13 protein-coding genes and 1 riboswitch are annotated in these 13,485 nt (G+C 66.8%); of the genes, 6 read left to right on the top strand and 7 right to left on the bottom strand.

Annotation, left to right across the window (positions count from 1 at the left end; genetic code table 11):
• Positions 1-37: 37 nt before the first annotated feature.
• The 3 genes from AC1DC5_RS17100 to AC1DC5_RS17090 are packed head-to-tail and all read right to left on the bottom strand — an operon-like array spanning position 38 to position 3,164.
• Positions 38-1,234 (bottom strand): cation:proton antiporter, encoded by a 1,197-nt coding sequence (locus tag AC1DC5_RS17100; RefSeq protein ID WP_476865936.1) that lies wholly within the window; start codon positions 1,232-1,234, stop codon positions 38-40.
• A 4-nt stretch (positions 1,235-1,238) separates the two neighbouring features.
• Entirely contained in the window at positions 1,239-1,721 is a 483-nt protein-coding gene (locus tag AC1DC5_RS17095) for a cation:proton antiporter regulatory subunit (protein ID WP_441406228.1), read from the bottom strand.
• A 39-nt stretch (positions 1,722-1,760) separates the two neighbouring features.
• Positions 1,761-3,164 carry an MFS transporter gene (locus tag AC1DC5_RS17090; protein ID WP_476865935.1) on the bottom strand — a complete coding sequence of 468 codons (1,404 nt, stop codon included), beginning with the start codon at positions 3,162-3,164 and terminating at the stop codon, positions 1,761-1,763.
• A 166-nt stretch (positions 3,165-3,330) separates the two neighbouring features.
• On the opposite strand from AC1DC5_RS17090, the gene AC1DC5_RS17085 reads away from it, so the two are divergent.
• Genes AC1DC5_RS17085 through mnhG form a run of 6 tightly spaced genes read left to right on the top strand, consistent with a single transcriptional unit; the run spans position 3,331 to position 9,813 of the window.
• The gene (locus tag AC1DC5_RS17085; RefSeq protein WP_476865934.1) at positions 3,331-6,369 is read left to right on the top strand and encodes a Na+/H+ antiporter subunit A; all 3,039 of its coding nucleotides are present in this window, start codon (positions 3,331-3,333) and stop codon (positions 6,367-6,369) included.
• Positions 6,366-6,956, top strand: a complete 591-nt coding sequence (locus tag AC1DC5_RS17080) for a Na(+)/H(+) antiporter subunit C (protein ID WP_476865933.1) — start codon at positions 6,366-6,368, stop codon at positions 6,954-6,956. Before AC1DC5_RS17085 ends, AC1DC5_RS17080 begins: the two co-directional genes overlap by 4 nt.
• The gene (locus AC1DC5_RS17075; protein ID WP_476865932.1) at positions 6,953-8,593 is read left to right on the top strand and encodes a Na+/H+ antiporter subunit D; all 1,641 of its coding nucleotides are present in this window, start codon (positions 6,953-6,955) and stop codon (positions 8,591-8,593) included. Before AC1DC5_RS17080 ends, AC1DC5_RS17075 begins: the two co-directional genes overlap by 4 nt.
• On the top strand, positions 8,590-9,135 hold the full coding sequence (locus tag AC1DC5_RS17070) for a Na+/H+ antiporter subunit E (protein WP_476865931.1): 546 nt from the start codon (positions 8,590-8,592) through the stop codon (positions 9,133-9,135). Before AC1DC5_RS17075 ends, AC1DC5_RS17070 begins: the two co-directional genes overlap by 4 nt.
• Complete coding sequence (locus AC1DC5_RS17065; protein ID WP_224047824.1) at positions 9,132-9,410, top strand: MrpF/PhaF family protein; 279 nt, start codon at positions 9,132-9,134, stop codon at positions 9,408-9,410. The genes AC1DC5_RS17070 and AC1DC5_RS17065 overlap by 4 nt, the downstream gene beginning before the upstream one ends.
• Positions 9,400-9,813 carry a monovalent cation/H(+) antiporter subunit G gene (gene mnhG, locus AC1DC5_RS17060; protein ID WP_476865930.1) on the top strand — a complete coding sequence of 138 codons (414 nt, stop codon included), beginning with the start codon at positions 9,400-9,402 and terminating at the stop codon, positions 9,811-9,813. Before AC1DC5_RS17065 ends, mnhG begins: the two co-directional genes overlap by 11 nt.
• Before the next feature lie 55 nt (positions 9,814-9,868).
• Here mnhG and AC1DC5_RS17055 read toward each other — a convergent pair whose 3' ends face one another.
• The 4 genes from AC1DC5_RS17055 to AC1DC5_RS17040 form a co-directional block, all read right to left on the bottom strand.
• Positions 9,869-10,132 carry a DUF4235 domain-containing protein gene (locus tag AC1DC5_RS17055; protein ID WP_441406221.1) on the bottom strand — a complete coding sequence of 88 codons (264 nt, stop codon included), beginning with the start codon at positions 10,130-10,132 and terminating at the stop codon, positions 9,869-9,871.
• A 119-nt stretch (positions 10,133-10,251) separates the two neighbouring features.
• Positions 10,252-11,568 (bottom strand): ABC transporter permease, encoded by a 1,317-nt coding sequence (locus tag AC1DC5_RS17050; RefSeq protein ID WP_476865929.1) that lies wholly within the window; start codon positions 11,566-11,568, stop codon positions 10,252-10,254.
• A gap of 6 nt (positions 11,569-11,574) precedes the next feature.
• The gene (locus tag AC1DC5_RS17045; RefSeq protein ID WP_476865928.1) at positions 11,575-12,507 is read right to left on the bottom strand and encodes an ABC transporter ATP-binding protein; all 933 of its coding nucleotides are present in this window, start codon (positions 12,505-12,507) and stop codon (positions 11,575-11,577) included.
• A gap of 98 nt (positions 12,508-12,605) precedes the next feature.
• Positions 12,606-13,145: a heme-degrading domain-containing protein gene (locus tag AC1DC5_RS17040; protein ID WP_476865927.1), complete on the bottom strand. Its 540-nt coding sequence runs from the start codon at positions 13,143-13,145 to the stop codon at positions 12,606-12,608.
• 196 nt (positions 13,146-13,341) lie between these two features.
• A riboswitch (TPP riboswitch) is annotated at positions 13,342-13,485 on the top strand.

Here is a 13,485-nt window from a genome sequence, read left to right as displayed (position 1 = left end):
CCCACCTCCCGCGGGTGGGCGCAGACCGGCTGTGCGGTCAGATCCCGTCGGCCGTCTGTACCGCGGGGGGCGTCGCCGGGCGGCGCAGCATCGCCACCATCGGCTCCACGTAGCGGGCGGCGAGCGGGCCTGTCACTGCCATAATCAGCACGTAGGCGGTGGCCAGGGCCGCGAGCTCTGCGGGCACCACGCCGGAGGCCACGGCGAGTCCGGCGATCACGATCGAGAACTCCCCGCGGGCGATCAGTGCGGCGCCGGCGCGGAAGCGGCCCGGCAGGCCGATCCCGGCGCGCTTCGCCGCCCAGATCCCGGTGAGCATCTTGGTGGCCGCTGTGACGGCGGCCAAAAGAAGCGCCCAGCCGAGCACTGGCGGGATGGTGGAGGGGTCCGTATTAAGGCCGAAGACCACAAAAAAGATGGCCGCGAAGAGATCCCGCAAGGGCTCCAAGATCCTGGTGGCGTTGTGCGCGGTGGCACCTGAAATCGCAATTCCGAGCATAAAGGCGCCCACCGCCGCGGACACCTGCATGGCTGCGGCGAGGCCGGCCACGAGCAGTGCGGCCCCCAGCAGGTTGAGTAGGAAAACCTCGGAATTTTCGCTGTGCACGGCCTTGGACACGTGGTGGCCGTGCCGCAAAGCCACCAGCAGGACCACAGTGACGACGGCAAGTGAGATCCCGACTGTCTGCAGTCCCACGGCGAAGCTGACCCCGGCCAGGGTGGCCGTCAGGACCGGCAGGTAGATGGCCATGGCGAGATCCTCGAACACCAGGATCGAGAGCACCACCGGAGTTTCGCGGTTGCCGATCCGGCCCAGGTCCGTGATCACCTTGGCTGCGATCCCCGACGATGAAATGTAGGTGACGCCGCCCATCACCATCGCTCCGACGACGCCCCAGCCCAGCAGAATCGCGAGGAGGGCGCCGGGCACGAAGTTCAGGACCAGGTCCAGGACGCCGGCCTGCCAGGAGCGGCGCAGCCCTGTGACCAGTTCGGCGGCCGTGTATTCCAATCCGAGCATAAGCAGGAGGAGGATGACGCCGATCTCGCTCGAGAGATGTGCGAACTCGTGCATACCGTCGAGTTTCACAACACCGCCGGCCCCGAAGAACAGGCCGCCGAGGAGGTACAGCGGGATAGGGGACATACCGATCCGCCCGGCCAGCCTCGCCAGAATGCCGAGGCAAAAGACGACGGCCCCGAGTTCAATCAGGGTCAATGCGAGCGGATCCATGCCGTCAGCCGTTGCGGAGGATGCCGGCCGCCGTGTCGAGGCCTTCTTGCGTTCCGACAGCGACCAGGAGGTCGCCCGGGTGCAGGACGACGTCGGGTCCCGGTGACGGGACCACCTCGCCCTCGCGCATGATCGCGACGATCGAGACGCCGCTGCGGGTCCGGATGGCGGCCTTGCCCATCGGCTGGTTGTGGAACGGGGAGCCGGCGGCGATGGAGAACTGCCGGGTGACGATCCCCGGGACCTCGCGGTGGGCTTCCGAAAGCTGCATGGCCAGGCGCTGGCCGCCCAGCAAGTTGCCCAGCGCGGCGGCCTCGTCGGCGGTCAGCGGGATGGACGCCTGGCAGGTGTCCGGATCATCCCAGGTGGAGACGATCAGTTCGGTTTGGCCCTCGCGGTATTCCACGACGCCGATCCGCCGCCCGGAGGCGGTCATGAAGTCCTTGCGCCGGCCCAGTCCCGGGAGGTCTGTTTCATCCACGTTCATGCCTCCAGCCTAATGCGCCGTATGGCTTTTCGCGCAGCGTCAGGCGGCGGGGACGACGGCGATTTCCGTCTTGTCCGGGGCCTTGACCGGGAGCAGGAGCAGCAGCCCGGCGAGGAGCACCACCATGATCCCCAGGATGCCCCAGCGCTGCGCTTGGCCGGGCTCGACCAGCGGCGCCGCGACCGTGATGCACAGCGTGAAGAGGGCGGGAGCGAGGAAGCTGACGGCCCGGCCGGTGGTGGCGTAGAGGCCGAACAGCTCGCCGGATTCTCCGTGCGGGGCAAGCCGGGCCAGATAGGCCCTCGAGGAGGACTGTGCGGGCCCCACGAAGAGGCACAGGAACAGACCGAAAATCCAGAAGGTGGTGCTGCCGGACCACTCCATGCCGAACATGGAATGGGTTTCGTTGCCGAGGACCAGGATCGCGGTGCCGGCGATCAGCAGCCCGGTCAGGGATCCGGTGATCACCGCCTTCGGTCCGATCCGGTCGTCGAGTAAGCCGCCCAGGATGGCGCCCACCGCGGCAACGACGTTCCCGAAGATCGCGAAGAAGATGACTTCCTTGAGCTCGAAGCCGAAGGTGCCCGCGGCGATGATGCCGCCGAAGGTGAACACCGCGGCCAGCCCGTCCCTGAACACGGCGCTGGCCAGCAGGAAGTAGATGGTGTGCGGGCTGGTCCGGTAGATCGCCTTGATCCGCCGCACCAGCAGGCCGTAGGAGGCCAGGAACCCCAGGCTGGCGCCCTGCCGGGACCGGGGAAGCTCCGGGACGGCGAACATGACGGGCAGCGCGAAGATGAAGAACCACAGCGCGGAGAACACTGCGACCAGTCGGATGTTCAGGCCGTCCGCCGTCGAGGCGCCGAACCACTCGAAGCTGGGCTGGACAAACAGCTGGAGCACCGCCAGCAGCGCCACAATGCCGCCGAGGTACCCCATGCCCCAGCCGAAGCCGCTGACCTTGCCGATGTTCTGCGGGGTGGAGATCTGGGTGAGCATGGCGTTGTAGTTCACGCCGGCGAACTCGAAGAACACGTTCGCCAGCGCAATCAGGGTCACGCCGAGCAGCAGGAACTCCGGCCGGGGGAACACAAAGAAGCACAGCGCGGTCAGGAGCGCGACGGCGGCGGTGTTAACCCCGAGCCAGAGCTTCCGGCGCCCGCCCGTATCGGAACGCTGCCCGGTGACGGGGGCCAGCAGCGCGATCGCGGCGCCGGCGACGGCGAGTGCGCCGCCCAGGACGGCGGACGCCTGGTCCTCGCCGCCGAAGGCATTCGAGGTCAGGTAGACGGTGAAGACGAAGGTGGTCATGACCGCGTTGAAAGCGGCCGAGCCCCAGTCCCAGGCAGCCCAGGCGAGGATGCGGCCCTTGTGGGAGACCTGGCTTCCGGATTCCAGTTCCGAGGCGGGACGCATGGCCTCTGGGGCGGCGGCGGAGTTCATAGCTCGAATATTATCCGCAGCGGGTGCGCGGCCCGGCGCACCGTGCGAAAGAAACCCTGCGAAAAGAATTTGTCAACGCTTGGTAAACTGTCTGGACTGAACCTAACGAATGCGCCGCCTGCTCCAACTTATTGACCATCGAAACCCTGACGTTGCGGAGATAACAGTGATCACAGTCCTTGCCGTGCACTTTGCGGTGGCTGCTGTGGCGCCATTTCTGTTCCGGAAGTTCGGCCGAAATTCGTTTTTCGTCCTCGCAGCGGTGCCGGCCGTCTCGTTCGTCTGGTTGCTCCTCCAGCACGGCGCCGTCTACTCGGACGCCAACGTTACCGGCACGGCAGTCGGCAACGCCGTATCCGAGGTCCTGCCGTGGATCCCCGAGTTGCACATCGAACTCGCCTTCCGGCTGGACGCCCTGGCCTGGGTCATGTCCCTGCTGGTCCTCGGCGTGGGGGCGCTGGTCCTGGTCTACTGCGCCCGGTATTTCAAGGACAAGGACGACTACCTCGGCGGGTTCGGAGCCCAGCTGCTGGCCTTCGCCGGTGCCATGTTCGGTCTGGTGACGGCCGATGACCTGCTCCTGATGTTCATCTTCTGGGAACTGACCACCGTCCTGTCCTACCTGCTGATCGGCTACGCCCGGACCCGGTTGTCAGCGCGGCGCTCCGCGCTGCAGGCCCTCGTGGTGACCACCGCCGGCGGCCTGGCCATGCTGGTGGGCCTGATCATCCTGGGCTTCACCGCCGGCACCTACCGGATCTCGACCATCCTCGAGCAGGCGCCGGCCCTCACCACCGGGCCGGCTTCCGGAGCCGTGGCAGCCGCCGTCGTCCTCATCCTGGTGGGCGCGATCACCAAATCCGCGCTGGTCCCGTTCCATTTCTGGCTCCCCGGCGCCATGGCGGCCCCCACCCCGGTGAGCGCCTACCTGCACGCCGCGGCCATGGTGAAAGCCGGCATCTACCTCGTGGCGCGGCTGGCCCCCGGCTTCGCGGAAACCACGTTCTGGCACCCGGTGGTGCTCGGCCTGGGCCTGGCCACCATGCTGGTGGGCGGCTACCGGGCGCTGCGGCAGACGGACATCAAGCTCATCCTGGCGTACGGCACGGTCAGCCAGCTCGGGTTCCTGACCATGGTGGTTGGCCTTGGCACACCCGACGCGGCCCTCGCCGGGCTCGCGCTGCTCCTCGCGCACGGGCTCTTCAAAGCCACCCTCTTCCTGGTGGTGGGCATCATTGACCACCAGGCCGGAACCCGCGACATCCGCAAGCTCTCCGGCGTCTACCGGTCTTCCCGTGCCCTCGCGATCGTGGCCGCTATCGGAGCCGCCTCGATGGCGGGCATCCCGCCGCTGGCCGGTTTCGTCGCCAAGGAATCCGTCTTCGAGGCCTTCGTCCACTACGCGTCCGACCCCGCCGCGGGCCTGTGGGGGCCGGTCATCCTTGTCGGCCTGGTGCTGGGGTCCATCCTGACTTTCGCGTACAGTGCACGGTTCATGTGGGGCGCCTTCGCCGTCAAGCCCGGCGTCGAGGCCACCCCGTTCAAGCCGATCAACCCGGCCTTCCTGGCCGCCCCCGCCATCCTGAGCCTGCTGACGATCATTTATGGCCTGTGGCCCGCCCCGGTGGACGGCTGGATCCAGCCGTACGCGGCTCTGTTCGTGCCCGCCGGCGAGGACGTGGCGGCCGCCGCCGGCCACCTGGCGCTGTGGCACGGATTGACCCCCGCCCTGGGGCTCACCGCGATCACCTTCGCACTCGGCCTGGCCATGTTCTACGGCCGCAATGCCGTCGCCCGGCTCCAGGGCCTGGTTCCGGGCTGGATCGACGGCGACCGCACCTACCAGCTGACCATCGGCGCCCTCGACGACGTCGCCGTCTGGATTACCGGCCGGACACAGCGCGGTTCGCTGTACTTCTACCTGTCCGTCATCCTGACCGTGGCGTTCGTCCTGCCGCTCACCGCGCTGGTGATGGCCAACAAGCCGCTGCCGGGAGACCTCTACTTCATCGACCCGAACGCGCCGCTGCAGATCGTGGTGGGCGCCGGGATCGTGATCGGCGCGCTCGCCGCCGTGCGCGCCAACAAGCGCTTCCTGGCCGTCCTGATGGTCTCCGTCACCGGCTACGGCATCGCCTTGATGTTCGCGCTGCAGGGCGCCCCGGACCTCGCGCTGACCCAGATGCTGGTGGAGACCATCATCCTGGTGGCCTTCGTCCTCGCCATGCGCAGCCTCCCCGCGGAGCTCCGGGACCGCACCGGCGGGCGGTACCGGGTGGTCCGCGTGATCATCGGCGCCGCCTTCGGCATCACGATGGTGTTCGCCGCCATCTACGCCCTCGGCGCCCGCGTGGCGGCGCCCGTCTCGCTCGAATTCCCGCAGCTGGCGTACGAGGGAGGCGGCGGGCTGAACATCGTCAACGTGACCCTCGTGGACATCCGGGCCTGGGACACCTTCGGCGAGATCTCCGTCCTGGCCCTGGCGGCCACCGGCGTCGCCAGCCTCATCTTCGTCCGGGGCCGCGGCGACCGGAGCCGTGCATCGTCGAGCGTCGCTGAGGGCACCGTCGGGCGCCGGAAGCCCGGCGCAGTAGGCCGGGGCAACACCCGCGACGACGCCGCGCTGGCCATGAGCCGCCGCTTTGCCGCCTCCAGCCGCGATGCGTGGCTCGTTGCGGGCCGGACCCTGGCGCCGGAACGCCGCTCGATCATCTTCGAAGTGGTCACGCGGCTGATCTTCCACTCGATGATCGTCTTCTCGATTTACCTCCTGCTGGCCGGCCACAACCTCCCCGGCGGAGGCTTCGCCGGCGGCCTCACTGCCGGGCTGGCGCTCACCATCCGCTACCTCGCCGGCGGCCGTTTCGAGTTGCGCGAAGCCACCCCGGTCAGTGCCGGCGCGCTGCTGGGCATCGGCCTCGCCACGGCCGCGGCCTCCGGTGTCGCGCCGCTGCTGCTGGGCGGACAGGTGTTCCAGACCGCCATTCTCGAGTTCTGGCTGCCGGTCTTTGGCGACGTCAAGTTCGTCACCTCCACCATCTTCGACATCGGCGTGTACATCGTGGTCGTCGGCCTGGCCCTGGATGTCCTCCGCAGCCTGGGCGCCGAGATCGATGAGCACTTCGAGGAACACCCGGCGGAGCCGTCCGAAGACCAGGAAGCCGGCGACATCCCGGCCGAAACCACAGCCAAGGGGAAAGCATGAGCGTCAACCTGACCCTGCTGACGGTCATGGGGGCACTGTATGCCTGCGGCATTTACCTCCTCCTGGAACGCAGCCTCACCAGGGTCCTGCTGGGCCTGATGATGCTGACCAACGCCACCAACCTGCTGATCCTCACGACGGGCGGGTACGCGGGCCTGGCGCCGCTGTTCAGCAAGGACACCGGCCCCGGCGAATACAGCGACCCGCTGCCCCAGGCACTGATCCTCACGTCGATCGTGATCTCCTTCGCCGTCACGGCGTTTATGCTCGGCCTGATCTACCGCACCTGGGTACTGGCCCGCCAGGACGAGATCCAGGACGATGCCGAAGACCGCCGCGTCGCCAAGACCCCCAGCTTCGACGCTGAGGACGACTCCGTGATTCCGGTGGAAACCTCCGAATTCCCGCTGACCATGATCGGCGGGGACGGCGACGCGATATCCAACAGCCCGGACGGTGCCGACGGCGCCTCCGGCGCCACCGTGAAGGTGGGCGACCACAAGCTCGAGGCCGACGAGACGGCGTCGGAGGAGCAACCCGGCTCCCTCAACGTGAATCAACCCAAGCAGGAAGGAGGCGGACAATGAACATTGCCAGTTTCGCCCCGCTCGCCGTCCTCCTCCCCATCCTCGGCGCCGCGCTGACCTTCCTGCTGATCCGGCATGCGCGGGCCCAGCGGACCGTGAGCATCGGGGTCCTGTCCGTGACGCTGCTGCTTGAGTGCTGGCTGCTGGCCTCCGTCTGGGACGGCGGCACCGCGGCGGTCAACATCGGCGGGTGGCTCCCGCCCTGGGGCATCGTGATGGTGGTGGACCAGTTCTCCTCACTGATGCTGGTGGTGTCCTCCTCCGTGAGCCTCGCCGTGCTGATTTACGCCACCGGGCAGGGCATGGCGGACGGCGACGAGGACGCTCCGGTCTCGATCTTCCACCCCACCTACCTGATCCTGGTGGCCGGCGTGTCCAACGCCTTCCTCTCCGGGGATCTGTTCAACCTCTATGTGGGCTTCGAGATCCTGCTGACCGCGAGCTATGTGCTGATGACGCTCGGCGGAACGGGCCCGCGGATCCGGGCCGGGGTGACCTACGTGGTGGTCTCGGTGGTGTCCTCCGTGCTCTTCCTGATCGCGATCGCCATGATCTACGGGGCCACCGGAACCATCAACATGGCCGACCTCGCCCTCAAGCTCGCCGAGCTGGATCCCGGCACCCGGAACCTGCTGCACGTCATGCTGCTCGTGGCGTTCGGGATCAAGGCCGCCGTGTTTCCGCTGTCCTTCTGGCTGCCGGACTCCTACCCGACGGCGCCGGCCCCGGTCACGGCCGTGTTCGCCGGCCTGCTGACCAAGGTGGGTGTGTACGCGATGGTCCGGACCGAAACGCTGCTGTTCCCGGGCGACACGTTCAATACGCCGCTGATGGTCGCCGCCCTGCTGACCATGGTGGTGGGGATCCTCGGCGCCCTGGCCCAGAGCGACATCAAACGACTCCTATCCTTCACCCTGGTCAGCCACATCGGCTACATGGTGTTCGGCCTGGCGATGTCATCGGTGGCCGGGCTGGGCGCCGCCGTCTTCTACGTCGCCCACCACATCACCATCCAGACCAGCCTGTTCCTGGTCACGGGCCTGATCGAACGCCGCGGCGGCAGCTCCTCGATGGACCGCGTCGCCGGTCTTGCCAAGCTGTCCCCGCTGCTGGCGGTGCTGTTCTTCGTGCCCGCCATGAACCTGGCCGGCATCCCGCCGTTCTCCGGTTTCCTGGGCAAAGTGGGCCTGCTGCAGGCCGGCGTCCAGCTCGGAACGCCGCTGGCCTACGCGCTGGTGATCGGCGGTGTGCTGACCAGCCTGCTGACCCTGCTGGCCATCGCGAGGGTCTGGAACCGCGCCTTCTGGCGCAAACCCGAGGACGCCGAACACCCCGACCCGGTCCTGCTGGCGGATCCCGCCGGTTCGGCCAGGGGCGACCGGGCCGGACAGAGCAACGTCACCCTCCTGCCGCGGACCATGGTGGGTTCCACGCTGGGACTGGTGATTTTCGGCGTCGCGCTGACGGTCTTTGCCGGGCCGCTGTTCCGGGTGGCGGACCAGTCCGCCGTCGAGATGCTGGACCGGACCTCTTACATCCACGCGGTCCTCGGCGATGGCGCGCCGGTCCCGGCGCTCTCCCAGCCCGGCCCGGACCCCGCCGGCGTGCCGCCGGCGAGCGGGGAGGAGCGCAAATGAGCCGGAAACGGATATCCCTGCGCCAGGAACTGCCGCTCCTGGTCTGGCTCGTGATCGTCTGGGGCGCCCTGTGGCAGAACTTCAGCCCGGGAAACCTGCTCTTCGGTGCCCTCATCGCGGTGCTGGTGGCCCGGCTGTTCTACCTGCCCCCGGTGGAACTCGGCGGGCGTTTCAACGTGCTGCGTGCGGTGCCGTTCGCCCTGATGTTCCTGGGCAAAGTGGTTGTGGCGAGCTTCCAGGTCCTGTTCCTGGCAGTGGCCAAAGGCCCCAAGGTCATCAGCGCCGTCGTCGCCGTACCGCTGCGGAGCCACTCCGACCTGCTGGTCACCGCCACGGGGCATGTGACCGCGCTGATCCCCGGCTCGCTGGTGGTGGAAGTGGACCGCTCCACGTCAACGCTCTACATCCACGGCATCAACGTCCGCAACGCCGAAGACGCCGCGCAGTTCCGCAAAGACGTCCGCAACACTGAGGCCGGTTTGATCAGGATCATGGGCACCAAAGCCGAACTGTCCGCCCTCAACCAGGAGCTGGCGCCATGATGCAGCTTGTCCTGACCGTCACCGCCGTCGTGCTGTCACTGGCCGCCGGCGGGGCGATCATCCGGATCGCGAGGGGCCCGTCGCTCCTGGACCGGGTGCTGGCCGCGGACGTGCTGCTGGCCATCCTGGGAGCGGCGCTGTGCATCGACATGGCCGTGAACCGGCACCTGAACAACCTCATGCTGCTGGTGGCAGTGTCACTCATCGGGTTTGTCGGCTCCGTCACTGTGGCCCGGTTCGTCGCCGACCGAAGGGAGCAGCCCCGTGAATCCTGAGACGTTCTCCGGCGATACGGTGATCGACGCCGTCTCGGCGGTCTTTATGGTGGTCGGCGCGCTGATGTCCCTCGCGGCGGCGGTGGGGCTGCTGCGCTTCCCGGACCTCATGACCCGGATGCACGCGGCCACCAAGCCGCAGGTGCTGGGGCTGTTCCTGCTGCTGTTCGCGCTGGGCCTCCAAATGCGCACCTGGTGGGTGTGGCCGGTGCTGGTGGTGGCCTGGATCTTCCAGCTGCTGACGGTGCCGGTGTCGGCGCACATGGTGGGCCGGGCCGGTTACCGCACCAAACACCTGCACCCGGAGCTTCTCAGCACCGACGAACTGGAGGCTGTGGTGCAGCAGGCGGCGGGTACGGACGGTTTCACCGACGACGGCGACGAGGTCACCGGCCGGCGGTAGCGGCCGGACCCCGCCCCAAGCCAGGCGCCTGAACGAGGCGCCTTAAGCAGGCGCCTTAAACCACGTCTTGAGTCTTGGCGAAGCGCGTGATCGCGCGCTGGGTGCCGCGGTTGGCGAGGACCTGGATGATGGCGCTGACGGACGCTGAGATCAGCGCGAAGGTCAGGGCCGAGCGCAGCGTGGTGGGCACGTCGTCGTCGTTGCCCTTGGGCGGCTTGTTCCCCGTGGATTTTTCCCAGACGCTGTCAACGAGCTTGGTGCCAAGGAAGCCGGCCAACAGGCTGATGCCGGTGCCGAGCAGTTTGATGAAAATGTTCATTCTTCGCAACTCCTTGCGGGAGGAAACAGGGCTGCCCCTAGCCTAGCGTTCCCGGACCGGCGGTCCAGCCAAGGCGCAGCGTGCTGAGAACTACGCCCCTTGCCGTCGTCGGTGTGCTGTCATTTCCGGGCTGGTGCGGTGCGTTTCCGGAAGGTCTCGGCGATGGAGAGTTTGCTCGAGTATTGGATGGACCCGTACCGGAAGAGGTGGACTGCGAGCCGGAGGATGAGGAATCCGGCGATGAACAGTTCGGCGATGATGATCGTGGACTCAAGCGGGCTGAGCGTGCCAAAGCTGTTGCGGAGAAGGGCGGTCACGGGGGCCGAGAGCGGGAAGTACGTGAAGATCTGCACGATGGGGGCGCGCGGGTCGGAGATGATCAGGCTGATCGCGTAGAACGGGACGAAGATCAAGGCCATCAGGGGCCCGAAGATTGTGCCGGCGTCTTTGGCGGTGGGCATGATGGCGCCGATCGCGACCAGGACGCCGGTGAAGACGGTGAATCCGCCCAGGAGCAGCAGCGCCCCGACGATGATGGTTCCGGGCTCAAAACTGATCATCGACAGGTCGAGGTCCGGGATGGCGAGTTTGTCGCGGAAAAAGAGGAACGCCATAACGATCGGGGTCAGGAAGACCAGTATCTGGATGAGACCCACCATGAACAAGGCAATGACTTTGCCGGTGATCAGCGTGGTGGGGTTCAGGGTGGTGAGGATCATCTCGGTGACCCGGTTTTCTTTCTCTTCCAGGGTGCTGTTGAGCATCTGGTTGGAGAGCAGAATTATCGAGACGTAGAAAATCACCAGGAACATCAGCGGCGGGATGGCGGAGCCGAACCCGCCCGTGGTTTGGCCGTCCTTGAACGTTTCGGTCTCGGTCGTCACGTCGCCGCTGGCCGCTGCGGTGAGTTGCGGGGAGCCGATCGCGCCTTGGGCTGAGGCGGTAAGGAGCTGTTTGGCGACGGCGTCGTACTTGCCGTTCTCGAAGATCCCCTTGTCTGTGCCGTAGACCTTCACCGGCTGCGTGGCTGGGTCGGCGGGGTAGGCGAAGTGCGCCTCGGTCAGTCCCTTCTTGACGTCCTGGAGCGCGGTGTCGGGGTCGGTGGTTTTCGTTCCGCCCATGGCCGTGGCGATGTCCGGGGTGATGAGGCCGGAGTCGTCGGTGTAGGTGAAGGTCATGGCGGCGGTTTTCTGGGCGTCTTCGCTGGCTGCGGTGGAGGAGTTGCTCATGTAGATGAGCGCGAAAACGATCGCCATGATGACCGGGATGGACAGGGTCGCGATCCAGAAGCCTCGCTTTTTCATGGTGCGTGTGACTTCGAAGTCCACGACGGTGCGGAGGTTGTGCCGCGCGAAGGGCCGTTTCGGCGGTACCGGCGTGGACGGCGCCGGGGCGGGGGATTCGGGCGGGAGTTGGGTGGATGTTTGTTGTGCCATTGAAATCTAGACCTCCGCCATTTCGTGGTTCTCGCCGTAGACCTTGATGAAGACCTCGTCCAGGGATGTTCTGGCGGTGGTGAAGGACTGTACGGCCACGCCGTGGTCGATGAGTTCGCGCAGGACCGCCGTTTCGTCCGCGCCGGGGCCGGGGGAGAGTTCAGCGGCGCCCCCAGCGTCGGTGACGATGTCGTACAGGGCAGAGGGCGGCAGTGTTCCGACGTAGGTGAGCCGGTAGACGGTCCCGCCAAATTGTTCCTGGACGTCCGCGACGGTGCCGTAGGCGCGTGAGGTGCCGTCCTTGAGCAGGATCACCCGGTCGCAGAGGCGTTCGACTTCCTCCATCTGGTGCGTGACCATGATGACGGTCGCGCCGGCGAGTTTTTGTTCCTCGATGATGTCCATCAGCAGGCGCCGGTTGACCGGGTCGAACCCCTTGGTGGGTTCGTCCAGGATCAGCAGCTCGGGGTCGTTCATGATGGTCACGCCGAGCTGGATTTTTTGCTGTTGTCCGCCGGAGAGCTTGTCCAGGCGCGTGTTCGCCTTGTCGGCGAGACCGACGCGTTCCAGATACTCCCGCGACCAGGTCCTGGCATGGGTTTTGTCCAGGCCCTTGAGCCGGCCAAAGTAGACCATGACGTCCAGGACGGACTCTTTTTTGTAGAGTCCGCGTTCCTCGGGCAGGTATCCCAGCCGGGCACCGTCCTGCGGGGCGAAGGGCTTGCCGCCGATGTGGAGGGTCCCGGCGGTCGGCTGGTAGATGCCCAGCAGCGCCCGGAGGGTGGTCGTTTTCCCTGACCCGTTGCTGCCGAGGAATCCGAAGGTCTCCCCGGCCCGGACATCGAAGGAGAGGTCTTTAATGACCGTCGTGTCCCCGAAGTCCATCCTGAAGTCTTTGATGTGTACAAGCGGCTCCGCGGCCGCGTCCCCCGACGTCATGCCCACCACTCTAACCGGACACTCAGCCGCTGGCGATCAACGGCACACCGCGCGGAACCCGGCAGGAAGCGGCGAACCGTCCGGGCCAGGCGTCCCGGCTATTTCCCGGCGGGGCCGAGGATGTCAGACAGGGCCTCAACCACCAGCTCATGGTCGGCCTTCTGCGGCAACCCCGACACCGTGACGGTGGCAACCATTCCAGTGCCGCGCACGTAGATGGGGAAGGCGCCGCCATGGGCGGCAAACTCCTTCTCATCGAACCAGGCGTTGTCCTCGATCATCCGTCCCGCGGACCGGGCCCGGAGTCCGACCAGCAGCGACGGGACCTCGTACCGCACGGCCGTCCGCTGCTTGGCCCTGATCCAGCGTTCGTTGTCCGGGGTGGCGCCTTCCAGTGCCGCGTGGAATAGCACCTGCTCGCCCTTGGTGATGTCGATGGCGATCGGGTGGGAGCGCTGCCTGCCGAGTTCAACCAGGCGGAGCCCCAGATCCAGGGCGTCGTCTTTGCTGAAAGACGGGAACTGCAGTTCGTCCATTTCCGCCAGGATCCTGCCGATCAGTGCCGCCAGGGATCCGTGCGGCTGCGCTTCGGTCGAGTCCGGATCGTAGCCGGGGGAAGGAACTGGTGGGTTGGTCACGTGATTCAGCTTCCGTTAGTGAGCCGCCGTCGGGTGGCCATCAGGCCGCAGCGGTGTCCGGTGTTCCCATGCCCTGCCGACTCTACCAAGCAGGGGTCCGCAGGTCACCGGCGCCGACGCCGGCGGATTGTGACGGCCGGGCCCGGAAAGCAAGGAACCCCGGGTGTAAACTGGGCCACGCCCACAAGGGCTATTTTCAATACGACAGGGGAGCGCCGCCGTCGGGTATCACCGGAGAAATCCGGGGAAACCACAGGTGGGCGCTGAGAGTGCGGACAGCCGCAGACCCTCGAACCTGATCCGGTTAGTACCGGCGCAAGGGAGTCGAGTTCTCGGAGTG

This window comes from Arthrobacter sp. 10L424 (genome assembly GCF_056395325.1).
The sequence above is the reverse complement of the archived record's forward strand: the minus strand, read 5'-3'. Positions and strand labels throughout refer to the sequence as shown.